Annotated in this window: 17 protein-coding genes; 11 read left to right on the forward strand and 6 right to left on the reverse strand. The window is 68.8% G+C overall.

What is annotated here, in order from left to right; translation table 11 throughout:
- The first annotated feature begins 6 nt into the window (after positions 1 to 6).
- From ITJ61_RS16145 to ITJ61_RS16175, 7 genes are all read left to right on the forward strand, one after another.
- Complete coding sequence (locus ITJ61_RS16145) at positions 7 to 1,188, forward strand: phosphatidate cytidylyltransferase (protein ID WP_258067516.1); 1,182 nt, start codon at positions 7 to 9, stop codon at positions 1,186 to 1,188.
- A gap of 56 nt (positions 1,189 to 1,244) precedes the next feature.
- Entirely contained in the window at positions 1,245 to 1,805 is a 561-nt protein-coding gene (locus ITJ61_RS16150; protein WP_374953083.1) for a DivIVA domain-containing protein, read from the forward strand.
- A 94-nt stretch (positions 1,806 to 1,899) separates the two neighbouring features.
- Positions 1,900 to 2,508, forward strand: a complete 609-nt coding sequence (locus ITJ61_RS20400; protein ID WP_104240691.1) for a hypothetical protein — start codon at positions 1,900 to 1,902, stop codon at positions 2,506 to 2,508.
- 79 nt (positions 2,509 to 2,587) lie between these two features.
- The gene (locus ITJ61_RS20155; RefSeq protein ID WP_267238108.1) at positions 2,588 to 3,238 is read left to right on the forward strand and encodes a transglycosylase family protein; all 651 of its coding nucleotides are present in this window, start codon (positions 2,588 to 2,590) and stop codon (positions 3,236 to 3,238) included.
- 130 nt (positions 3,239 to 3,368) lie between these two features.
- Entirely contained in the window at positions 3,369 to 4,115 is a 747-nt protein-coding gene (locus ITJ61_RS19975) for a transglycosylase SLT domain-containing protein (protein ID WP_219820185.1), read from the forward strand.
- A 110-nt stretch (positions 4,116 to 4,225) separates the two neighbouring features.
- Positions 4,226 to 4,582, forward strand: a complete 357-nt coding sequence (locus ITJ61_RS16170) for a hypothetical protein (protein WP_104240783.1) — start codon at positions 4,226 to 4,228, stop codon at positions 4,580 to 4,582.
- A complete protein-coding gene (locus ITJ61_RS16175; protein WP_194686841.1) occupies positions 4,579 to 5,337 on the forward strand; it encodes an alpha/beta hydrolase in 759 nt (252 codons plus the stop codon). The genes ITJ61_RS16170 and ITJ61_RS16175 overlap by 4 nt, the downstream gene beginning before the upstream one ends.
- On the opposite strand, the gene ITJ61_RS16180 is transcribed toward ITJ61_RS16175, so the two are convergent.
- From ITJ61_RS16180 to ITJ61_RS16190, 3 genes are all read right to left on the reverse strand, one after another.
- Positions 5,309 to 6,334: a zinc-binding metallopeptidase family protein gene (locus ITJ61_RS16180; protein ID WP_258063793.1), complete on the reverse strand. Its 1,026-nt coding sequence runs from the start codon at positions 6,332 to 6,334 to the stop codon at positions 5,309 to 5,311. The two genes, ITJ61_RS16175 and ITJ61_RS16180, sit on opposite strands and share 29 nt — an antisense overlap.
- A 58-nt stretch (positions 6,335 to 6,392) precedes the next feature.
- Positions 6,393 to 7,439 carry an AI-2E family transporter gene (locus tag ITJ61_RS16185; protein ID WP_104240694.1) on the reverse strand — a complete coding sequence of 349 codons (1,047 nt, stop codon included), beginning with the start codon at positions 7,437 to 7,439 and terminating at the stop codon, positions 6,393 to 6,395.
- A gap of 84 nt (positions 7,440 to 7,523) precedes the next feature.
- Positions 7,524 to 9,020 (reverse strand): DivIVA domain-containing protein, encoded by a 1,497-nt coding sequence (locus ITJ61_RS16190; protein ID WP_181059445.1) that lies wholly within the window; start codon positions 9,018 to 9,020, stop codon positions 7,524 to 7,526.
- 333 nt (positions 9,021 to 9,353) lie between these two features.
- Between ITJ61_RS16190 and ITJ61_RS16195 the strand changes: the two genes are divergently transcribed.
- Positions 9,354 to 11,705, forward strand: a complete 2,352-nt coding sequence (locus ITJ61_RS16195) for a hypothetical protein (protein WP_194686842.1) — start codon at positions 9,354 to 9,356, stop codon at positions 11,703 to 11,705.
- Entirely contained in the window at positions 11,698 to 12,681 is a 984-nt protein-coding gene (locus tag ITJ61_RS16200; protein ID WP_104240697.1) for a tetratricopeptide repeat protein, read from the forward strand. The genes ITJ61_RS16195 and ITJ61_RS16200 overlap by 8 nt, the downstream gene beginning before the upstream one ends.
- A gap of 78 nt (positions 12,682 to 12,759) precedes the next feature.
- On the opposite strand, the gene glgB is transcribed toward ITJ61_RS16200, so the two are convergent.
- The 3 genes from glgB to glgX form a co-directional block, all read right to left on the reverse strand.
- A complete protein-coding gene (gene glgB, locus ITJ61_RS16205; RefSeq protein ID WP_104240698.1) occupies positions 12,760 to 14,964 on the reverse strand; it encodes a 1,4-alpha-glucan branching protein GlgB in 2,205 nt (734 codons plus the stop codon).
- 57 nt (positions 14,965 to 15,021) lie between these two features.
- Positions 15,022 to 17,088 (reverse strand): alpha-1,4-glucan--maltose-1-phosphate maltosyltransferase, encoded by a 2,067-nt coding sequence (locus tag ITJ61_RS16210; protein WP_104240784.1) that lies wholly within the window; start codon positions 17,086 to 17,088, stop codon positions 15,022 to 15,024.
- A 266-nt stretch (positions 17,089 to 17,354) separates the two neighbouring features.
- On the reverse strand, positions 17,355 to 19,487 hold the full coding sequence (gene glgX / locus ITJ61_RS16215; RefSeq protein WP_194686843.1) for a glycogen debranching protein GlgX: 2,133 nt from the start codon (positions 19,485 to 19,487) through the stop codon (positions 17,355 to 17,357).
- 120 nt (positions 19,488 to 19,607) lie between these two features.
- Between glgX and ITJ61_RS16220 the strand changes: the two genes are divergently transcribed.
- Both ITJ61_RS16220 and ITJ61_RS16225 read left to right on the forward strand, forming a co-directional pair.
- On the forward strand, positions 19,608 to 20,819 hold the full coding sequence (locus tag ITJ61_RS16220) for a cysteine desulfurase family protein (RefSeq protein ID WP_104240700.1): 1,212 nt from the start codon (positions 19,608 to 19,610) through the stop codon (positions 20,817 to 20,819).
- Positions 20,820 to 20,890: 71 nt separating this feature from the next.
- Positions 20,891 to 22,768, forward strand: a complete 1,878-nt coding sequence (locus ITJ61_RS16225) for an ABC transporter ATP-binding protein (RefSeq protein WP_194686844.1) — start codon at positions 20,891 to 20,893, stop codon at positions 22,766 to 22,768.
- Position 22,769: the final 1 nt, after the last annotated feature.

A 22,769-nucleotide genomic window follows, 5' to 3' on the forward strand; every position in this document is an offset into this window, starting at 1 on the left:
TCGCTCGTGTCCACGACTGGGAGTGACGGGGCAGACCCCGGCGAGCGCCTGGACCGCGAGGTCCGGGAGACAGAGGCGGAGTCCGAAGCGCGCGAGACGCCGAGCGCCTTCGGTCCCGCCGCCAGCGAGGGCGACGGCACACCAGCGGCCGGAGCCCCCGCGGCTGCTGACGATCTCCCGGTCATGGGCGACGGCGCTCCTGCGCCGCCCCTGACCCCGCTCCGCCCATCGCGGCTTGGTGACACCGGCACGAACATCCTTCACGACCTGGAATCGCGCGCGCAGCAGGCGCGGACCCAGGTGCGGGAGCAGCGCGACAAGCTGCGGGCACGCAACGACGCGATCAACGCCCGCAGTGGGCGCAACCTGTCCTTCGCGATCTTCTTCGGCGTCGTGCTCGGGGCGCTCCTCATCTCGAGCCTCATCTTCATCAAGCAGCTCTTCATCCCGTTCGCGGTCGCGATGGTCATCTTCGCGACGATCGAGCTCGCGAGCGCAATGCGCGGTGCCGGGCGCGACGTGCCACGCATTCCGCTAGTCGTCGCAGCCGTCGCCATCCAACCTGTTGCCTACTACTTCGACGTCGTCGGGCAGTGGCTCGCGCTGCTGATCGGCGTCTTCGTCGTGACCGTGTGGCGGCTCGTGGAAGCCTCGGTGTCCACCGATCGGCCACCGCGGAAGGCGGTCTGGGCCGACTTCCTGGCCGCCGCGCTCATCCTCATCTACGTCTCGTACCTCGGCTCGTTCACGGTGCTCCTCACCTCGCAGGAGGACGGCCAGTGGTGGGTGCTCGGCTTCCTCATCATCGTCGTGGCCGTGGACGTGGGTGCCTACGTCTTCGGCCTCAACTTCGGCAAGCACAAGCTCGCGCCGAAGATCAGCCCGGGCAAGACCTGGGAGGGGTTCGCAGGAGCCGGCCTCACGTCGATCGTCGTGGGCATCCTCGTCAGCATCTTCCTCCTCGACCAGGACTGGTGGTTCGGCCTGATCATGGGGCCCCTGCTGCTCATCACCGCCACGGCCGGCGACCTGACCGAGTCGATGATCAAGCGCGACCTCAAGATCAAGGACATGAGCTCCTGGCTGCCCGGGCACGGTGGGTTCTTCGACCGCATCGACTCGATCCTGCCGTCGGGAGCGATGGCCTTCGCGCTGTACTTCTGGAGCGCAGACTCGACGCTCTGGTGATGCCCCACCGGGGAGCCGTGCGACATGTTCGCTCGTGATGCGGCAGAATGGACCGCGTGAGCAGCACTTCATTCCCTCTGGCATCTCGTGGCACCCTCGGCTACGACGCCGAAGAGGTCGACCGTGCATTCCGCGTCGCCCGGCAGCGTTACGACAACTTCGACAACGGCACGCAGGGCAAGCGCCTCTCGACGAGCAGCATCCGCCACACGGCGTTCACGATGCGCAAGGGCGGGTACTCCGCCCCGCACGTCGATGCCGCGCTCGAGCGCCTCGAGGACGCCGTCGCCATCCGCGAACGCGACGAGCACATCGACCGGGTCGGCCGTGATGTCTTCCTGCGCGAGACGAAGACGACGGCCCGGGCGGTCCTCGCTCGGCTCCGTCGCGAAGACGGCGAGCGCTTCGATCGCGTCTCCGTCCTGCAGCGTGGATACGACGTCAAGGAGGTCGACGAGTTCTCCAGCAGGCTCGCTGACTTCCTGCGCGGTGGAACCGCCATGTCGCTCCGCGAGGTCCGCGGTGTCGCGTTCACGCCGAAGCGCCACGGCTACAAGGAGACGCAAGTCGACCTGCTCATCGACGCCGTCATCGACGTCATGCTCGCCATTCGTTAGGTACACCTGCCACCTCAGCTGAGCCTGAGCGTTGTCAAATCGTGACCTCCCCGTTACGATTGCGTGGTCCCCTCGGCCCATCGGTTGGAGCTCCATGCCGGAAACCACTGCAACTCGCGGAGAGCGTGCACGCCAGCGTCGCAAGACTCGCGCCAAGCGCCGCGCCGCGATCTTCGGCTCATCGGCGCTCGGCGTCGTCGCAGCCGGGGCCATCGCAGTGACCACCCTCACGGGTGCCGGGGCCACAGCCTCGGCCGACGCGTCGCTGAGCCCGAGCATCCAGGAGCTGTCGCAGGAGCAGGCGCAGGCGTACGCGGTCCTCGCCGTCTCGGGGGAGAGCTCGCAGGGGACCACCATCGACGACCGGGGCTCGAGCGTCAGCATCGACGTGGTGCCGACCGACCCTGCCTCGCTCAAGAAGATCACCGAGGAGATGGTCAAGACCCAGTACGGCTGGGGTGCCGACCAGATGTCCTGCCTCGACAAGCTGTGGATGAAGGAATCCGGCTGGAACTACCTGGCCGAGAACGCCGATTCCGGTGCGTACGGCATCCCGCAGTCGTGGCCCGCTGAGAAGCTCGCCACGATGGGCGCCGACTGGAAGACGAACCCGCTGACGCAGATCAAGTGGGGGATCGACTACATCGACCGAGCGTGGGGCACCCCGTGCGCCGCCTGGAACCAGCACAACGGCTCCTATTGACCTCGGACCCGCTGCCCACGACCGCAGCGTCACCTTCGGCTGAAGACCTCGCCACCACGAACCACCTGGGAGTACCCGCATGACCACCACCGCCATCCGCACCGGCTCGACGCGGGCCTCACGGCCCGCAGGCCTCCGCCGGCGTGCGGGAGCCCGCGTGATCGTTCCGACCCTGGCCGGAGTGGCGATCGCTGCTCTCGCGGTCACTGCGACCGTCCAGCTGGGGGTCCAGGGGCAGGGCGAGAGCGAAGTCGTCTCCGTCGCGTCCGTGGACGAGTTGACCGCCGCGGGTGCGCAGGGCTACGCCGTGAGCCTCGTCTCCGCAGTGGATGCGGTGCCGGCGGACACGAGCCGCACGAGTGACATCGCCAGCATCGTCGTGGTCACGCCGACGCCGACGCCGACGCCCGAGCCGGAGCCCGAGCCCGAGCCCGCCCCCTCGAACTCGAGCAAGAACTCCTCATCCGGGGGATCCTCGTACAAGGAGGCCGACGTCTCCTCGGACCCGAGCATCGACGCCACGCTGGCCCGCATCGCGCAGTGCGAGTCCGGTGGCAACCCTTCGATCAACACTGGGAACGGCTACTACGGCATGTACCAGTTCTCGCTTCCCACGTGGCAGTCCGTCGGCGGGACGGGCCTGCCCTCCGACGCATCGCTGGAAGAGCAGACAATGCGCGCCAAGATGCTGCAGGCGAAGGCCGGCTGGGGGCAGTGGAGCTGCTACTGACCGGGAGTCCGGTCAGACGTCCGGGGCGAATGGCTGCGGCAGTCGGCGGGCGACTGATGCCGTTTTCGTTGCCATTCCGTGACCATTCCGTTATCCTCGGGGAGTCCCTAGTTCCAACCCCGGGAGATCAATGACCACGTTGCAGCGCACAGGCTCGACGCGAGCAGCGCGTCCGACGGCCGCACGACGCTCACGGGCGAAGATCATCGTCCCCATCGCCGCGAGCACCGCTGTCGGTGCCCTTGCGCTCACGGCCATCCTGCAGGCGGGTGTCGCCGGCGGCGCCTCCCCAGCTCTTGCGATCGCGCCGAGCGTCGCGGACCTGACTGCCGCGGGGGCCCAGGGATACGAGGTCAGCCTGGTCTCCGCCGTCGAGGCGAGTGGCGAGGCAACGGTCGAAGATGAGGGCACTGCCGCCCCGACTGCGACTCCGCGAGACAACGATCTGGCCGGCATCGTCGTGACGACGCCGACCCCGACGCCGACCCCCACTCCGACACCGACCGAGAAGGAGTCGAGTTCCTCCTCCTCCTCGTCGTCGTCGAACAGCAGCCCCGACTACGTCGCGCCCGACCCGGGCACGTCGAAGGCGGTTGCCGCCGATGTCGTCGCGTCCATGGGCTGGGGTACCGGCGAGTTCGCCTGCCTCGAGAAGCTCTGGCAGCGCGAGTCCGGCTGGAACGCGGCGGCCGAGAACCCCTCGTCCGGCGCCTACGGCATCCCACAGTCGCTTCCCGGCAGCAAGATGGCCACGCACGGCTCTGACTGGCGCACGAACCCCGAGACGCAGATCCGCTGGGGCATCGACTACATCAAGGGCCGCTACGGCACTCCGTGCGGCGCGTGGGCGCACTCGGAAGCCAACAACTGGTACTGATCCACTTCTCCTCGAGCCCGCTGGGCTCAGCCACACGACGCCGCGTGACCTCAGGGTCACGCGGCGTCGTCTGTCAGCTCGGTTCCCACGAGCTTCCTAGAATGGTGGTCATGCCCCGCTCGAACCGATCCCGCCGTCCAAGCGGTGATCCGTCCCCGAGGACGAAGGGCGGTCGCGCGGCGAAGCGGCAGCAGGCCGCCGCCGACCGCGCTGGCGACCAGGCCGACGAGCTGGAGCGTCTCCGCGAGGGCTGGCGCCGCACGGAGGTGCGCCGCGGCGTCTCCTACACCGTGCAGCCGATCTCGGCGGTCCGGGCGGTCAAGGACTACGTGTGTCCTGGCTGCCCCAATGCCGTCGAGGCGGGAGTCGCGCACGTCGTCGTCTGGCGGGCCGAGGGCATCCTCGGAGACGAGCACGCCTTGGCGGCCCGCCGCCACTGGCACAACCACTGTTGGAGGATGGCATGACCGACGCATCGACGGCCGGAGAAGCTGGCGAGTCCATCGAGATCCGGAGCGGAACGGAGCTGCCAGCTCGCCGCGAGGAGATCGAGCTGCACACGAGCGACGGCCTGACCCTCGTCGGGGAGCTGGCGCTGCCCCTCCACCGTGAGCCGGTCGCGACACTGGTCACCCTGCACCCCCTGCCCACCGCTGGCGGGTTCATGGACTCGCACGTGCTGCGCAAGGCATCGCTGCGTCTGCCCGCGCAGGCGGACCTGGCTGTGCTTCGCTTCAACACGCGAGGCACGAGCTCTCCGCGAGGCACGAGCGACGGTGAGTTCGGTGACGGAGAGACCGAGCGCGCCGATGTCGAAGCCGCCATGGCGTTCGTCCGCGAACGCCGACTGCCGAACCCGTGGCTGGTCGGCTGGTCGTTCGGCACCGAGCTCGCGCTCAAGCACGGCCACGAGCACGCGGACGTCAAGGGCCTCATCCTGCTGTCCCCGCCCCTGCGGCGCACGAGCCAAGCCGAGCTCGACCGCTGGGCGGACGCGCGCATCCCGGTCGTCATGGTCGTGCCAGAGCACGACGACTTCCTCAAGCCCGACGAGGCGGCGCAGCGTATCGCGCACCTCCCGAACCTCGAGCTCGTGCCCGTCGACGACGGTCGGCACCTGTGGGTGGGGGAGAAGCAGACGAAGCGAGTGCTGACGGAGATCGTGCAGCGCACGAACCCGGCGGCGCTTCCGCTCAGCTCGTCGTGGCCGAGCGGCGAGTGATCCGCGTCACGATCCGGTGCATGAAGCCGAGCTTCACCTCGGTTGGAGCGTTCAGCACGAACGGATAGAGGTCGTTCTGGCCCATCGCTCTGCTCAAGCGGTTCAGGAGCAGCGAGACCTCGTGCCAGTCGGCGAGCACCCGCTCGATGGGCTCCTCCGTGTAGTCGAGGAGCGGGGTCGTCTCCGGCTGCAGCACCACGTTCGAGGCGGCGGCCGTCCAGAGCGATCCGAGGATGTGCAGGTAGTGCGCGAAGGTCTCGGCGAAGTCCTCCCAGGGGTGCATCGTCGCGTACTCGGAGATGTACGACGCCGACCAGCCCTCGGGGGCGCCCAGGCGGTAGTGGCGTTCGAGCGCCTCCCGGTAGCTCGCGCGCTCGTCCCCGAACAGCTCTCGGCACTCGTCGAGGAGCGTCTCGTCGTCGAGCAGGATCGACTGGTAGTAGTGGCCGATCTCGTGCCTGAAATGACCGAGGAGGGTACGGTACGGCTCGCCCAGACGCACTCTGAGCGCTTCGCGGTGCGCATCCAGGGTCTCGGCCAGGTCGATCGTGATGATGCCGTTCGCGTGGCCGATCGACACTCGCTGGCCTGAGCTCCGGCTCGAGAGCAGGTCGAACCCGAGACCCCCGTCACGTTCCGCGTAGCTCTCGATGGGGAGGCGCAGGTGCAGGCACTGCGCGAGCAGGCGCCGCCTGTCCGCGTTCGCCTCTGCGAGCTTCTCGAGCGCGAGGGTGTCGTCGGACTCAGGGCGCTTGCGAACGAGCCTGCAGGAGAGGCATGACGAGGTCGCGATGCCGTCCTCCACGAGCCAGTTGCACCGCCAGCTCCGGTTCCCGCATTCCCGCCACAGCCTGCCCTCGACGAGGACGGCTCCGCCGCTGACGTCGACGAAGACCTGCGTCTCGTCGTGGAAGGCGATCGGCGTCGCGCAGGCGTCGCACGACAGCGACTCGAGCATGACGAGCGACGCGCAACGGGGGCACTGGATGCTCTGCACGCCTCGAATCATAGGTGGAGAACGGGCCGTGCAACGCTCGGCCTGCGCCGCCGTGAGGCTAGCGCTCGTTCTGCGCCGGTATCCAGACTTCCTTGACGATGAGGAGGATGGCCGCCGCGATCGGGATCGCGACGAGAGCGCCGAGGAGCCCGAGGAGCGTGCCTCCCGTGAGGGCGGCGATGACGACGATGGCGCCGGGGACCTGCACGGCCGAGCTCATGATGCGAGGGCTGATGACGTAGGCCTCGACCTGCATGTAGACGACGTAGTAGATGGCGGCCATCCACCACACGCTGCTGTCGACGGGCATGAGCGCCAGCTGCAGCACGACGATGATGACCGACGCCGACAGCGTTCCCACGAGGGGGATGAGCGAGCCGAGGAAGGCGATGATCGCGAACACGGCGGGCATCGACGCGCCGATGATGGAGAGGAACGTGAAGGACAGGATCCCGTTTGCGAGGCCGAGCGCCAGCTGCCCGAGGACGAACTTCCCGACGGACGCCGTGATCTGCTCGGTCAGCTCGGCCGTGCGGGCCCGGCGGGAGGCCGGCAGGAGCTGGTAGAAGCCGCGCTTGATGCTGTTCATGCTCGAGACGAAGTAGAGCATGAGGATGAAGACGATGAGCACCCCGAAGAAGGCGTTCACGATGCCGAAGCCGACTTCGAGCACGCCACCGCCGATGGCGGCGAGGTTGTTGCGCAGCCACTCGAGCGCGTCGGTCACGAACTCCTGGGCCTGGAGATCCGGGAAGCGCTCGTCGACCCACTCGATGACGTTCGAGCCCGCGAGGTCGTTCACGATCGACGTGTAGCGCGCCGAGAGCTGCTCGACCTGGCTCGAGATGCTCGGGATGAGCGCCCACACGACAAGACCGAGGGCGAGCGCGGCTCCTCCCAGCGAGGAGATGATCGCCGCCCACCTGGGCCAGCGGTGGCGCTCCAGGAACGCGATGATCGGCTCGAAGCCGAGCGCCAGGAACAGTGCCGCACCGATGTAGGTGAGGATCGTGCTCAGCGAGGCGATCATGCCACCGAGGACAAGAGCTACGAGCACGCCGACCGTCGCGACGAAGCCCAGCCTGAACGGATTCTCGATGCGCATGCGGTGTTCCCCCTGATCGGATCCCGGCCGATGGCCGGGATCCGAGTCTAGACGCGCGGGAGGGGTCGAGATCGCACGCTGGGCCTACCGCTGGCGCGGACCTCCGCGCTTCTGGCTCGGGTTCTGTCCGCCGCCCTGGCCCGCGGCCTGAGCAGGGACCGGCTCGTCCTTCGAGGTGCTCTCGTCAGCGGGCTCGCTTGATGTCTCGGACGTCGCACTCACGTCGTCGGCTGCAGTCTCCTGCTCCTGCTGGGAGCCACCGCTCGAGAGCGCGAAGGCGTGCGCCTCGGCTGCGTCGGTGCCCGAAGCCGCCGCCTCGGTGTCGTCAGCGGCGGGCCGCTTCGTGATCTGCTCGTCGGCCTCGGGAAGGCTGAAGTCGGTACGCGAGAAGGCTCGCTTGAGCTGGTCGAGGTAGCTCTGCACCTGGTCGCGCTCCTCGCGGAGCTCCGAGAGGCGCTGCTCGGCGTTGTCGAGCAGGCTCTGCGTGTGCTGCTCGACCTCCGTGTTGCGCTCGCGCGCCTGCTTGTTGCTCGTCTCGAGCAGGTCGGCCGCCTTGCGCTCTGCCTGGTCCTGCGTCTCCTGCGCGCGGCGACGCGCATCCGCCATGATCTTTCCCGCTTCGCGCCGAACCTGCTCGCTGCGCTGGTTGAGGTCGGCGAGCTGCTCGGTCGCGTCGTCGATGAGCTTCTTCGCTGCTGCCTCCGCCTTGCGGCCAGCGGCCACGAGCTGCTGCTCGAACGCGTTGCGGCGCTTCGAGAGCTCGACATCGAGCTCCGTGCGCTTCGCGTTCATCTCCCGGACGGAACCCTCGCGGAGCGCGTCGAGCTCGCCCTTCGCTGCCTGGCGCTCCGCCTCCTGCTCGTGCTCCATCTGCGTGCGGCGAGCCGCGGCTTCGCGCTCGAAGTCGGCGCGCGCCTTCTCCATCTCCCGCTGCCGCTCGGCGAGGCGAGCGGCGGACTCGGCGATCTCGTTCTCCACGGCCTGACGCTTCGTGGCCAGCTCCTCGTCGACCGACGCGCGCAGCGCGCTGATCTCGAGATCGGTCGAGTGGCGCAGCTCGCGCAGCTCGGTCGTGACCTGGTCCTTGACCGTCTCGATCTCGCGCTCCTGGTTGGTGCGCGTGAGATCGGCTTCCTGCTTCGCGTTCTCCAGGAGGCTGTCGGCCTCCGAGCGGGAATCGCTCAGCACGCGCGAGGCGCGAACATCCGCCTCACGTGTCACCCGCTCCGCGTAGTCGTTGGCTTCCTGGTGGATGCGGGCCGCGTTCCGGTGCGCTTCGCTGAGGATCTTGTCGGCCTCGCGCTGCGCCTCGGCAGTGAGCTTCTGCGCCTGCTGCTCGGCCGTCGCGAGCGTGCCCGCGAGCTTCGTGCCGAGGCCGGAGTAGGTGGGATTGCCGACCTCGTTGAGCTCGGACTCGAGCTGCTTGATGCGGGTCCTCATCGCCGCGATCTCGCGGCTCGCACCGGAGTCCTGGTTGCCGGCCTGGGCGAGCTGCGTGCGCAGTGACCTGATGACCTCGTCGACTTCTTCGCGGTTGTAACCGCGCATCGCCGTGTTGAAGTTGATGTCGTCGAATGCCAAGGACGCCTCCGCGTGAGTCAGGGTGCAGGTGCGCGCCGACCGCCTGCGCACGTCCTGAAGTCTAGACGGCGGCTCCGAACAGCGCCCTGATGAGGCTCGGAATGGCGGAGACATCTCTCCGGAAATCGCAGCTTCTCGGGACGTGACCGCGGGCGCATTCACCGAATTCGGGGGCGAAACCGGCGTATTCCAGGGGAAGTGCGGGCACGGTGCGTTAGATTGAGGGGTCGAGAGTCTCCATGAACCTCATGGAAGACGACGGCACCCTCGCGAGAGGAGCACGTCGAGCGCACAAACGATGCACGGCGCAATCACTCGAGAAGGAGTCACTCAGTGAGATTCATCCTAGCCGCGATCGCATTCCTCGGAAGTGTCGCGCTGCTTGTCGTCGGCTGGCTGCAGGTCACGGAAGCGCGGGCGGCCGACACGGTCGTCGCGACGGGCACGCTGACCCAGGAGTCGCCGTTGCTGGTCATCCCCAGCGACACGCTCATCGAGCACGCTGGCACGCAATCCATCACGATCCGCGGCGACGGCCCCATTCGCGTCGCGATCGGGCGCCAGGCGGACATCGCAGGCTGGGTCGGAACGACGCAGCACGAGATCGTCACCCTCGACGACACGAGCGGAGCTCTCGTCTTCACGCCGGGCGAGGCTTCGGCGGATGAGACGACGGCCCCCAACATCCTCGGCAGCGACCTCTGGTTCCAGGAGTACGAGGGGGAGGGGCAGCTCGAGATGCAGCAGACGCTTCCCGTCGGCTTCGCCCTGCTCGTCCAGTCGGACGGGGAGGCCTCCGCGCCCAACGAGATCTCCATCTCCTGGCCGCTCGACGGACGCGCGCCCATGGCCGGTCCGCTCCTGCTCGGCGGCGGAGTCCTGCTGCTGATCTCCCTCGGCCTGCTGCTCTGGGCGCTGCTGAGCATGCGCCGCCGCTCGAAGCCGCAGCGACAGGCTCGCGAGGAGCTCGCCTCCGAGATCCCGGTCGTCGTGCCCGCCGCTGACGGCGGAACCGCGGCGACGCCGGCGTTCTCCTTCGAAGGCTCAACGCAGGTCGCGGACGACGGGCTCGATTCGTCCGAGGTCGATCCGATCGAGCAGTCGCAGAGCGTCGTGGCCGAATCGGTCCGGCTCTCCGAAGGCGACGCTCGATCCGTCGAGGCAGACCACGACAGCTTCAGGCCGGTCGAGGAGCCCAGCTGGGCGCCACCGGCCACCGTCGACGCGGCGGACCGGCAGCCCCAGGCTGCCGCCTTCCCTTCCTTCCGGGCCCCGAGCGCCGAGGCAGCAGCAGTCAGCCAGGCACCTGGCGCACCCGTTGCTCCGGCGGTCGACGACCCGTTCAGCTGGAGCGGCCAGGAGGAGGCATCGTCTCCGGATGCCGGCGACTCCCCGTCCGAGTCGGCAGCGCTTCCAGCGGACGATGACACGGACAAGGCGGACTCAGGCAAGTCGGACGACGACGACTCCACCGGTGGCGGGGAGCCTCCCGCTGGCGGAGCGCCCGGCCCTGACGCGACCGCACCATCCGGCGACGTGCCCGCTGCTGAGCCTCAGCAGTGGCGTCGACCCCGCGGTCGCGACCGGAGCCAGGCCCCGAAGCGACTCTTCAGGCTCATCCCAGTGCTGCTCGTCGGATCGATTGCGCTCTCCGGATGCTCCGCCGACTTCTGGCCAGAGCAGTTCGGCGGGTCGACGAGTGCGCCGACGACGCCGACGCCGACCTCCTCGATTGACCAGGCGCTCCTCACCGAGGGCGAGGCACTGCCCGCCGTGAACGCGCAGCAGCTCACGGAGATCCTCGACGACGCAGCCAAGCTCGCCCAGGAAGCGGATGCCGCCAACAAGCCGGATGGGCTGGCGCCGCGATTCACCCAGGCCGCCTACCAGGAGCGCGCAGCCGAGTACAAGGCGAAAGCCGCCGACAACGCGCTGCCCGGCCCCGTGGCCTTCCCGACCGGCGAGATCGTCTACGCCGTGCCGCAGGCCTCCGAGGCCTGGCCGAAGTCGATCTTCGTGGTCCGGGAAGCCGGCGGAGAGACGCCAACGGCACCGTTCGGCATGATGCTCACGCAGTCGACGGCCCGCGACGCCTACAAGGTGGCATCCATCGTGCAGCTCACCCCCGACGTGACCCTGCCCGAGGCGGCCCCCGTCGAGATCGGAGCCCCCGGTATCGACGGCCTCGCACAGCCGCTTGTCATCGCTCCTGAGGAACTCGCCGCGGCCTACGCCGACGTCATCAGCAACGGCGACGGCTCGCAGTTCGCCGCGCTCTTCTCTCCCGAGGGAGATTCCCTGCGCACCCAGATCGCCGATGCCAGGGCGACGGTCTCGGGCGAGATCGACGCGAACGCGGCGCGGATCGAATTCCAGACGCGGGCGAGCGACGATCCGCCCTTCGGCGTGCAGACGCTCGACGGGGGCGCGATCATCGCGGTCTCCATCGAGGAGGTCGAGAAGCTGAGCGCACGCACGCAGCTCGCGACGCTGAGCGTTCAGGGCCGCACCGCCGCTCTTGCCGGTGCCAGCTCCTCGTCACTCGGGTTCGAGACGCTCTACACCAACCAGCTCATGTTCTACGTGCCGTCTGAAGCGACAGGCGGCGCAGTCCAACTGCTCGGCTACGCCAACACCATGACCGGCGCACGCCAGCTCAACGCCAACGAGGTTACCTATGGCTGAAACCCCTCCACTCAACCCAGCGAGTCTCTACGGAGCCGTCGATCTCTCCTCGCTCGTCCAGCGCGCGAACACGCCGGCAGGTCAGGAGCCCGGCGCTCCGGCAGCCGGCGCTCCAGGACAGCCCACGCAGCCAGCAGCCGGAGAGCCGGTTGCGACGCTGCCGGACGTCGTGGTCGATGCCGACGAGCAGACGCTCGAGCAGTTCATGCAGCTCTCGCAGTTCCTGCCCGTCATCGTCGAGATGCACGCCGCCTGGTCGAGCGATGCGCAGGCCCTCTCGCCCGTGCTCGCGAACATCGTCCGCAGCGCTGAAGGACGCATCGTGCTCGTGCGGGTCGACCTGGATGCGCATCCGCAGCTCGGGCAGCAGCCGCAGGTCATCGCCATCATCGGCGGTCGGCCGCTGCAGCTCTTCTCCGGCAACCCGCCCCAGGAGCAGATCACGCAGATCGTCGGCGAGATCCTCCAGGTCGCTGCCCAGCAGGGGCTCACGGGCCACGTCGCGGTGGATGCGGCACCTGAGGCCGAGGCGGAGGCCCAGGCTGAGCCTGCCGCACCGCCGCTCCCGCCGCTGCACGCTGAAGCCTTCGAGGCGCTCGAGCGCGGAGACTATCCCGCAGCCATCGACGCCTACGAGCGCGCCCTCGCCGAGCGCCCCGCCGACGACGAGGCTCGCGCCGGCCTCGCCCAGGTGCAGCTCCTCGTCCGGCTTCAGGGCAAGACGCTCGAGGAGATCCGGCAGCGAGGCGCCGCCAACGCGGACGACCTCGATGCGCAGCTCGACGTCGCGGACCTCGACCTGTCGGGCGGGCATATCGATGACGCGTTCGACCGCCTGCTGACGCTGTTCCCGAAGCTCGACGCCGAGGGCAAGACGACGGTGCGCGAACGCCTCCTCGATCTGTTCCTCGTCGTGGGCGTGGCAGACCCCCGCGTGGGGGCTGCACGGGCACGGCTCACGAACCTGCTGTTCTGACCTGAGCTGGCGAGCAGAGCGAGGCCCGGATGCGATCAGATCGCATCCGGGCCTCGCTCCGTTGAGCCTGCGGGTCTCCTAGCCCTCGAACTTGAGCCAGACTGCCGCGAGCGGCGGGAGGGTGATGGCCGCCGACTGCGCGAAACCGTGGGACGCGACGTCCTCGGTCGTGACGGAACCGTAGTTGCCGGCCCCCGAACCCGCGTACGTCTCCGCGTCGGTGTTGAGCACCTCCGACCAGCGTCCGGCGTGTGGCAGGCCGAGGCGGTAGCCGCCGATGGCCTGGTTCGAGAAGTTGAAGATCATCGCGACGTCCGGAGTGCCGTCGAAACCACGGCGCGCGAATGCGAGGACGCTGTTCGCTGCGTCGTCGCCGCTGAGCCACACCATGCCGGACGAGTCGTCGTCGAGCTCCCAGAGCGCGCCCTCGTGCTTCGCGAGACGGTTGAGGTCTCCGACGAGACGCTGGACGCCCGCGTGGCCGGGGTTGTCGAGCTCCCACCAGTCGAGGCCGCGAGACTCGCTCCACTCGGTCTGCTGCGCGAACTCCTGCCCCATGAAGAGCAGCTGCTTGCCCGGGTGGCCCCACTGGTACGCCAGGAAGAGGCGCGTGCCGGCGAGCTTCTGCCACTCGTCGCCTGGCATCTTCGAGTACAGAGACCCCTTGCCGTGGACGACCTCGTCGTGGCTGATGGGAAGCAGGAACCGCTCGCTCCACGCGTACACGAACGAGAACGTCAGGTCTCCCTGGTGGTGGGAGCGGTAGATGGGGTCGCGCTCGACGTACCTGAGGCTGTCGTTCATCCAGCCCATGTTCCATTTGAGGCCGAAGCCGAGGCCGCCCCATTCGGTCGGCTTCGTGACGCCAGCCCAGCTCGTCGACTCCTCGGCGATCATGGCGATACCGGGGTAGAGCTTGTAGGCCGTCGCGTTGACCTCCTGCAGGAAGGCGATGGCCTCGAGATTCTCGCGCCCGCCGTGGATGTTCGGCACCCACTCCTCGCGCGAGTAGTCGAGGTAGAGGATGGAGGCGACGGCGTCGACGCGCAGCCCGTCGATGTGGAACTCCTCGAGCCAGTACAGCGCGTTGGCGACGAGGAAGTTGCGCACCTGGGAGTCACCGAAGTTGAAGACCTTCGTGCCCCAGTCGAGCTGCTCGCCGAGCCGAGGGTCGGCGTGCTCGTAGAGCGCCTGGCCGTCGAACTCGGCGAGGCCGAAGCTGTCCTTCGGGAAGTGGCCGGGCACCCAGTCCATGATGACGCCGTAGCCGGCCTGGTGGAGCCGGTCGATGAGGTAGCGCAGGTCGTCGGGCGAGCCGAGGCGGGAGGTCGGCGCGTAGTAGCCGGTGACCTGGTAGCCCCACGAGCCGCCGAAGGGGTGCTCCGAGAGCGGCATGAACTCCACGTGGGTGAACTCGAGGCCGTCGAGGTACTCGACGAGCTGGTCGGCCAGCTCGCGGTAGCCGAGTCCGGGACGCCAGGACATGGCGTGGAGCTCGTAGGTGGTCATGGGGCCCGTGTGCGGGTCCTTCTGCGCCCGGGACGTCATCCAGTCGCCGTCGCCCCACTCGTACGTGCTGGGGTTCGCGATGACCGACGCGGTCTGCGGCGGCTGCTCCGCGTGCAGCGCCAGGGGGTCTGCCTTCTCGACCCAGTCGCCGGAGGCGGTGCGGATCTGGAACTTGTAGGTCTCGTGCGGCGTGACGCCTGGCACGAAGAGCTCCCAGATGCCGAGTGCGTCGAGGCGGCGCAGGGCGTGCGCCCGGCCATCCCAGCCGTTGAACGAGCCGATGACGCGCACGGCCTGGGCGTGGGGTGCCCAGACGACGAACGAGGTGCCCCAGACGGCGGAGTGGGTGCCCCAGTGCTCGCGGTGGTGGGCGCCGAAGACATGCCAGAGGCGCTCGTGGCGCCCCTCGCCGAAGAGGAACTGGTCGACCTCGCCCACGACTGGGAGGAAGCGGTAGGGGTCGTCGACGATGTGCGGAACGCCGTCGCTGTAGACCGTCTCGATGCGGTAGTCGTCGAGGCCGTGCTCGTGCACGCCCTGCCAGATACCGTGGGCGAGATGCTGCAGCTCGACCCGCTCGCCGCTGGACTCGAGGATCGCGGTGACGCGCTCCGCGAGGGGGCGACGCGCTCGGATGAGCGTGCGGCCGTCTTCCTGCAGGTGCTGCCCGAGGATCGCGTGGGGGCCGGAGTGCGTGCCCTCGGCGACCGAGCGCAGCTCACCCTCGGGAACGCCGATCGGTGCGGGAGCGGCGGGCTTGAGTTCGTCGGTCATGGTGTTTCCGTTCTCGAGATCGTCCGGTCGCGCCGCCTGGCGCGACCGGACGACGGGTCAGAGTGCCGAGTGCCTGACGCGCAGGATGTGCGCGGGGAGGGTGGATGGGTCGAGGCGCACGTAGTTCGCGCCGCCCCAGACCCATTCGTGCCCGCTGAGGAGGTCTTCCACCCCGAACTCCGTGTCGGACGCGAACCCGAACTTCGTCTGGTCGATGTAGACGGTCGCCTCCTCGATACCGGAGTGGTTGAGGTTCACCGCGACGATCACCGTGTTGGAGACGCCGTCGGCGGCGTACTCGGCGGGCAGGTGCTTGGAGAAGACGAGCACGTTCTCGTTGTCGCTGAACTGCACCTCGAAGTTGCGCAGCTGCTGGAGCGCCGGGTTGGCGCGGCGCAGCTCGTTGAGCTTCGTCAGCAGCGGAGCGAGGGAGTAGCCGCTCGCTTCCTGGGCCGCCCAGTCGCGCTGCTTGAACTCGTACTTCTCGTTGTCGATGTTCTCTTCCGAGCCGGGGCGGGCCACGTTCTCGGCGAGCTCGAATCCGGCATAGACCCCCCACAGCGGGGAGGAGGTGGCGGCGACGATCGCTCGGATCTTCGCGGCGTTGCGCCCGCCCTTCTGGAGGTACTCGGTGAGGATGTCGGGCGTGTTGACGAAGAAGTTCGGGCGAAGGAAGTCGCTGGACTCCTTCGATACCTCGGTGAGGTACTCCTCGAGCTCCGTCTTCGTGTTGCGCCAGGTGAAGTAGGTATACGACTGCTGGAAGCCGGCCTTCGCGAGCGCGTGCATGATGGCGGGTCGGGTGAACGCCTCGGCGAGGAAGATGACCTCGGGGTGCTTGGCGTTGACCTCGTGGATCAGCCACTCCCAGAACTGCAGGGGCTTCGTGTGCGGGTTGTCGACGCGGAAGATCTTGACGCCGAGGTCGATCCAGTACTCGACCGTGTCGAGGACCTCCGCGTACAGGCCGTTGCGGTCGCCGTCGAAGTTGATCGGGTAGATGTCCTGGTACTTCTTCGGCGGGTTCTCGGCGTAGGCGATGCTGCCGTCTGGCAGCTGCGTGAACCAATCAGGATGCTCAGCTACCCACGGGTGGTCGGGGGTCGCCTGCAGGGCGAGGTCGAGGGCGAGCTCCATGCCGTTCTTCTCGACCTCGCTGACGAAGTACCGGAAGTCCTCGACGGTGCCCAGGTCGGGGTGGATGTCGCGGTGGCCGCCTTCTGCGGACCCGATCGCCCACGGGGAGCCCGGGTCTCCAGGCTCCGTCGTGAGGGAGTTGTTCGGCCCCTTGCGGTTGGTGTGCCCGATCGGGTGGATCGGCGGAACGTAGAGCACGTCGAAGTTCATGGCTGCGACCGCAGGCACTCGCTCGGCAGCGGTGCGGAACGTGCCGGAGGTCCAGCTGCCGTCCGCCGCCTGCCTGGCGCCCTCCGAGCGGGGGAAGAACTCGTACCAGGCCGCGTTTCCGGCCAGCGCGCGGTCGACCTGGATGCTGCGCTTGGCCGAGCGCGTCACGAGGGAGCGGACGGGGTGCGCCTCGACGACCTCGAGCACGTCTTCGGCGAGCAGCGAGGCGAGGCGGAAGGAAGCGGACCGGGAGGTGAAGCGCGACGCGGTCGCCGCGTCCCGCAGCACGGCACTCTGATGCGCGGTGAGCTCAGGATTGGTGGCCGCACGGTCGACGACCATCGCGCCGAGCTCGAGCATGACGTCGACATCGATGCCTGCGGGGATCTTGATCTCCGCGTTGTGCTGCCAGGTCGCGAAGTCGTCGTTCCAGGCTTCGACCCACCACTCGTGGGTGCCGGCGGCGGTGACCTGCGCCTCGGCGAGCCACGAGTCGGTGCCCTTCGGGCCAGGCTGCATGCGGATGCGCGTGGCCTCCGCGCCGGGCTCGGTGAGCACGAGCTCGACGCCGATGATGTCGTGTCCCTCGCGGAAGGCGACGCACGAGAAGGGCACGACATCGCCCACGTACCCCTTCGTCGGGAAGAGGTTGTCGACGAGCTGCGGCTGCAGGTCGAGGATGGGGATGCGGCCGATCACCGGGACGTAGCCGGAGCCCGGGAAGGCGTCGCCGGTCGGCGGGAGCGCCGTCGCGACGGCCGCGGCTGCGGCCGGCATCGCCGCTGGAGCCTTCGGCTTGCGCGCCCTTGGCGCCTTGGCCGAGGAGGGCTCGGGTGCTGCCGCTGCGCTCACTGGCGCGTCCTGCGCCGCTGGGGCAGGCTTCGGCGAGGTGCTCGCTCGCTTCGCGGCTGCCCGACGTGGGCGGCTCGGTGGAATCTGGTCGTCTGACGCTGGTGTCGTTGCCACATCCGAACGCTACCAACACCCACCCGCATCGGGGCTGTTCGCGTGTCACGGAATGCGAACGACCCCCACGCCGTGCGCTAGATGTGGTGGTGTCCCGGCTCGACGTCCACGGCGTAGACCTGCACGGAGGGTCCCTCGAGACCGGTGAGCTGACCTGGGATGAGCACGCGACTGGCGCTGAGCGCCTCGTCCGGGTGCTCGTGCGTCGAGTCCCAGAGGAGCCGGTACCCGGTGATCTCGTCGACGGCTGGCGCGCGGAGCGCCGCGTCGTCCTCGCTGCCGTGCACGACGAGCAGGAGCCGGTCGGTGAGCATCCGCACCCCGTCGACGAGCTCGGCGTCGCCCGTGAAGTCGGCATCGGCTTCCGGGATGTAGGCGTCCAGCAGCACCTGCAGGGTTCGCCCGCCCGGCCCCTGCCAGGAGCCGTCGCCCATGGGGTTGCCGAGCGCGTCGAACCACCGGCGCCTGGTGCCGTGCTCGCTGAGCGCGTGCCCGTGGTTGAAGCTGCTCGGACGCAGCACCTGGTGCTGCGCACGCAGCTCGATGAGCCTGCGCGTGTGCGCGAGCTGGGCGAGCTGGACCTCGCTCAGCTCCCAGGAGAACCAGGTGAGGGGCGAATCCTGGTTGTACGGATTGTTGTTGCCCTTCTGCGAGCGCGCGACCTCATCGCCGGCCGTCAGCATGGGCACACCTGCGCTCAGGAGCAGAGTGCCGAGGAGGTTGCGCATGGAGCGCCTGCGCAGCGCTTCGATGTCGTCGCGGTCGCTTGGCCCCTCGACGCCGAAGTTCCAGGAGCGGTTGTCGCCGGTCCCGTCGCGGCCGAGCTCGGCGTTCTGCAGGTTGTGCTTGACGTTGTAGGAGACGAGATCGCGAAGCGTGAAGCCGTCGTGGGCCGTCACGAAGTTGACGGAGGCCAGGGGCCCGCGGTCGTCGCTGAACATGTCGGACGAGCCGGCGAGCGAGGTGCTGAACGCGCCAGCACCCTCGGGATGCACGCCGGAGCTGCGCGCCTCGGCGATGTCCCTGACCCAGAACGAACGTGCGTGGTCGCGGAAGCTGTCGTTCCACTCCGACCAGTCCTCCGGGAAATTGCCCGTCTGCCAGCCGCCCATGCCGACGTCCCACGGCTCCGCGATGAGCTTCGTGTCGGCCAGGCGGTCGTCGCGGACGATCGCCTCGAGCAGGGGGTGATGCGTCTCGAAGGCATGGTGCGCATTCCGGCCGAGCGTCGCCGCCAGGTCGAAGCGGAAGCCGTCGATGCGGAACTCCTCCACCCAGTACCTGAGTGAGTCGAGGATGAGCTCGCGGACGATCGCCTCCGACGTGTCGAGCGAGTTGCCGCAGCCGGTCTGGTCGACCGGGTTGCCGTGCATGTCGTGCCGGTAGTACGTGGCGTTGTCGAGGCCGCGGAACATGGACGTCTCGTCGCCGCGCCCACCCTCGGAGGTATGGTTGTAGACGACGTCGAGGTACACCTCGATGCCGGCTGCGTGCAGGTGCTTGACCATGCCCTTGAACTCGCGCGCGATCGCGTGCGGGCCAGCCGCACGGGCGGCGGGGGAGGCGTAGTCGGCATGCGGGGCGAAGAATCCGAGCGTGTTGTAGCCCCAGTAGTTCGCCATGCCCTGGCGCCGCAGGAACGACTCGGACGCGAACGCGTGCACGGGAAGCAGCTCCACCGCCGTGACGCCGACCGATTGGAGGTAGGCGATCGTGTCCTCGTGCGCGAGGCCGGCGTAGCTGCCACGCAGGTCTTCCGGCATGTGCGGGGCGAGCTGCGTGAATCCCTTGACGTGCGCTTCGTAGACGACGACGTCGCGGAGGGGGAGGAGCGGTGCTCGCACCTGACCCCAGTCGAAGGGCTCGGACTCGACGACCTGGGCGGTCCAGACCGGGACGGCCGGGCTGCCGACGTTCGCGACCTGCCTGGCGTACGGCTCGACGAGCAGCCGATGCCTGTCGAAGGCGTTCGTTCCGCTCGACGGCCCGTCGGCGCGCACGGCGTACCGCTGCCCGTTCACGAGCTCGGCGCATTCTGCCTGCCAGACGCCGCCTGGCATGCTGGCCATCTCGATGGTCCGCGTGACCGTGCCGTCGGCGGCCACGAGGCACAGCGTCATCGAGGTCGCGTGCATCGAGAACACGCGGAGGCGCGCGATTCCCTGGCGGTGGGTCACGCCGAGGTCTGAGCGGGTCTGGGAATCGGGCATGAGGCCTAAACTGTTCGAATCGAGCGGCCGGGCGCCGTCCGGCGGCTTCCTGGTCACATGCATGCGTCCTGGTGCGCACAGATCGCGCAAGTCTATGTCGAGAGTGAGGCGAGGAGCGAAATGGCCGTTTACCTCGACCACGCCGCGACGACGCCGATGGTGCCGGAGGCGAGGGCTGCGCTGCTCGCGGGACTCGAGCTGACGGGGAATCCGTCGTCGATTCACGGCCACGGGCAGGCAGCGAAGCGGATGCTCGAGGGGGCGCGAGAGCGCGTCGCAGCCGCGCTCGGCGCGGACCCCATCGAGGTCGTGTTCACCTCTGGCGGCACCGAGGCCATCAACCTCGGCGTCAAGGGCCTCTACTGGTCGCGGCTGCGGCAGCGGCCGACCCGAACGCGCATCCTGGCGCCTCGAGGTGAGCACCATGCGACGGTGGATGCGCTCGAATGGCTCGCCGCGCACGAGGGAGCGGTCATCGACTGGCTGCCTGTCGATGCAGCAGGCCTCGTCGATCTCGAGGTCGCGGCAGCACGGATGCGCGAGCACGCCGACGAGATCGCCCTGGTCACGGTCATCCTCGCGAACAACGAGGTGGGATCCGTGCAGCCCGTGCGTGCGCTCGCCGAGCTCGCGAACGAGCAGGGGATTCCCGTGCACGTCGACGCCGTCGCGGCGTTCGGGCACATTCCCGTTTCCCTCCGCGATCTCGGCGTCGCGGCGCTCAGCGTCTCCGCGCACAAGATCGGCGGACCCGTCGCGATGGGGGCCCTCGCCCTCGCGCGCGCCCACACGGTCGAGGCGCTGATCCACGGGGGAGGGCAGCAGCGGGGTGTGCGCTCGGGCACGCAGGACGTACCGGCGGCGCTCGCCTTCGCGGCGGCCACCGATGCCGCGATGACGCGTATGGCTGCGGAGGGGGCGCGCCTCGACGGCCTCGCGCTGCGGCTCTCGGAGGGCCTCGACCGCATTCCGGGCGCGCAGCTTCGAGGGGCACCGCTGGACGGCGCGCTCGTCGATCGCGGCGTGGAGGTCAGGGCGCGGGTGCCCGGGAACGTCCACGTCACCTTCGACGGCTGCCAGGGCGACTCGCTGCTGTTCCTGCTCGACATGGCAGGGTTCTCCGTCTCGACGGGCTCGGCCTGCCAGGCCGGCATCGCGGAGCCCTCTCACGTGCTGCTCGGCATGGGCCTCGACGAGCGTGCGGCGCTCAGCGCGCTCCGCTTCACGCTGGGCGCCTCGACGTCAGCTGCGGACATCGACGCCCTCCTCGCAGTGCTGCCGCGGATCGTGGAGCAGGCGCGCACCGCCGGTTTCTCGGACCGCGCCGTCTAGTTTCGAGTCGTCTCCGCTGAGCAGGCCTCGGCTCTCGCCTCAGTGTCGGCGGATGCGCCTACGCTGACGCCATGACGATGCGAGGCGCTGGAGGCGGGCCCCCTGCCGGAGGCCGCGTGCGCGATGAGTCCGTGCTCCGCGCGGCGAACGAGCAGGCCCCACAGATCGACGACCTATGGCAGCGGGTCATCCGACTGTTCTCGCCGTACCGGCGGAAGATCGCCATCGCGCTGGCACTGGTGCTCGTCACCGCCGCCATCTCGGTGCTGCCTCCGCTGCTCACCGAGCAGGCGTTCGATGTCGGCCTCTTCCCGCCCGATGGAGCTGGGCCGAACATCGGCGAGCTGTGGAAGATCGTCGGGCTCATGGCGCTGCTGTGGGTCGCCTCGAGCGCGCTCGGGGTCGTGCAGACGTACTTCACGGCCAGCGTCGGCAACTCGGTCATGGGCGACCTCCGCGTGCGCCTCTTCGAGCACCTCCAGCGCATGGAGCTCGCGTTCTTCACGCGCACGAAGACCGGCGTCATCCAGTCCCGCCTGCAGAACGACGTCGGCGGCGTCGCATCCACGCTGCAGTCGATGATCACGAGCGTCGTCGGGAACATCGTCACCGTCCTCGCAGCCGTCGTCGCGATGGCGCTGCTCTCGTGGCAGCTCACGATCATCGCCTTCGTGCTCATGCCAGCGCTCGTCTGGGCGCAGCGTCGGGTCGGCCAGGTGCGTGCCCGGATCGCGACGAAGACGCAGGAGTCGCTCTCCGAGATGACGGCCATCACGCAGGAGTCGCTGAGCGTCTCCGGCATCCTGCTCGCGAAGTCGTTCGGCCGCGAGGAGGCCGAGGGTCAGCGGTATCGCGCTGAGAACCTCAAGCAGATCGGCCTCCAGGTCAAGCAGACCATGAGTGGCCAGAGCTTCTTCGCGTTCGTGTCGATCGTGTTCTCGCTCGTTCCCGCGGCCGTCTACATCGTCGCCGCGTACCTCATCACGGGTGGCGTCGATCTCACGGCCGGGGCGATCGTCGCCTTCACGACGGTGCAGACGAGACTCACGATGCCGCTCATCGGACTCATGCGCATCGGGCTCGAGGTGCAGACGTCGAAGGCGCTCTTCGCCCGCATCTTCGAGTACCTCGACCTGGCTCCCGCCATCACGCCGTCACCGTCGCCGACGCCCCTCGACGAGTCGAGGCTCGGCGAGGTGACGTTCGATCACGTGTCGTTCAGCTACCCGGACGCGGAGACCGACGCGGCCCCCACGCTCGACGATGTCTCGTTCACGGTCTGTCCCGGTGAGTTCGTCGCGTTCGTCGGGCCGAGCGGTGCCGGGAAGACCACCATCGGCTACCTGGTTCCGCGGCTCTACGAGGCGTCATCCGGAGCCGTGAGGTTCGCCGGCACCGACGTGCGGGACCTCGACCACGACGCGCTCATGGCCAACACGGGCATCGTGAGCCAGGAGAGCTACCTGTTCCATGCGTCGATCGCAGAGAATCTGCGCTTCGCGAAGCCCGAGGCGACGCAGGCGGAGATCGAGGATGCGTGCCGGCAGGCCAACATCCACGAGACCATCTCGAAGTTCCCCGACGGGTACGAGACGCTGGTGGGGGAGCGCGGGTATCGGCTCTCCGGCGGTGAGAAGCAGCGCGTCGCCATCGCTCGAGTTCTCCTCAAGGACCCGGCCGTCCTGGTCCTCGACGAGGCGACCAGCGCTCTGGACACACGGTCGGAGCGATTCGTGCAGCGTGCGCTGGACGCCGCATCGCGGGGGCGCACGGTGCTCGCCATCGCGCACCGCCTCTCGACGGTGAAGGACGCCGACGTGATCTGCGTCCTCGACGAGGGCCGCATCGTCGAGCGTGGCAGCCACGCAGAGCTCATGGCCGGCGGCGGGCTCTACGCCGCGCTCCACGAGGAGCAGCGCACCGACGTCGAGCCAGAGCTCGAATCCTGAT

This window comes from Pseudoclavibacter sp. VKM Ac-2888 (genome assembly GCF_015351285.1).
GTDB lineage: Bacteria > Actinomycetota > Actinomycetes > Actinomycetales > Microbacteriaceae > Pseudoclavibacter.

Coding starts and splice junctions, on each gene's coding strand:
- ITJ61_RS16225 (WP_194686844.1), top strand. CDS start 20,891: ATGACGATGCGAGGCGCTGGAGGCGGGCCCCCTGCCGGAGGCCGCGTG.
- ITJ61_RS19975 (WP_219820185.1), top strand. CDS start 3,369: ATGACCACGTTGCAGCGCACAGGCTCGACGCGAGCAGCGCGTCCGACG.
- ITJ61_RS16185 (WP_104240694.1), bottom strand. CDS start 7,439: ATGCGCATCGAGAATCCGTTCAGGCTGGGCTTCGTCGCGACGGTCGGC.
- glgB (WP_104240698.1), bottom strand. CDS start 14,964: ATGACCGACGAACTCAAGCCCGCCGCTCCCGCACCGATCGGCGTTCCC.
- ITJ61_RS20155 (WP_267238108.1), top strand. CDS start 2,588: ATGACCACCACCGCCATCCGCACCGGCTCGACGCGGGCCTCACGGCCC.
- ITJ61_RS16210 (WP_104240784.1), bottom strand. CDS start 17,088: ATGCCGGCCGCAGCCGCGGCCGTCGCGACGGCGCTCCCGCCGACCGGC.
- ITJ61_RS16200 (WP_104240697.1), top strand. CDS start 11,698: ATGGCTGAAACCCCTCCACTCAACCCAGCGAGTCTCTACGGAGCCGTC.
- ITJ61_RS16170 (WP_104240783.1), top strand. CDS start 4,226: ATGCCCCGCTCGAACCGATCCCGCCGTCCAAGCGGTGATCCGTCCCCG.
- ITJ61_RS20400 (WP_104240691.1), top strand. CDS start 1,900: ATGCCGGAAACCACTGCAACTCGCGGAGAGCGTGCACGCCAGCGTCGC.
- ITJ61_RS16175 (WP_194686841.1), top strand. CDS start 4,579: ATGACCGACGCATCGACGGCCGGAGAAGCTGGCGAGTCCATCGAGATC.
- ITJ61_RS16220 (WP_104240700.1), top strand. CDS start 19,608: ATGGCCGTTTACCTCGACCACGCCGCGACGACGCCGATGGTGCCGGAG.
- glgX (WP_194686843.1), bottom strand. CDS start 19,487: ATGCCCGATTCCCAGACCCGCTCAGACCTCGGCGTGACCCACCGCCAG.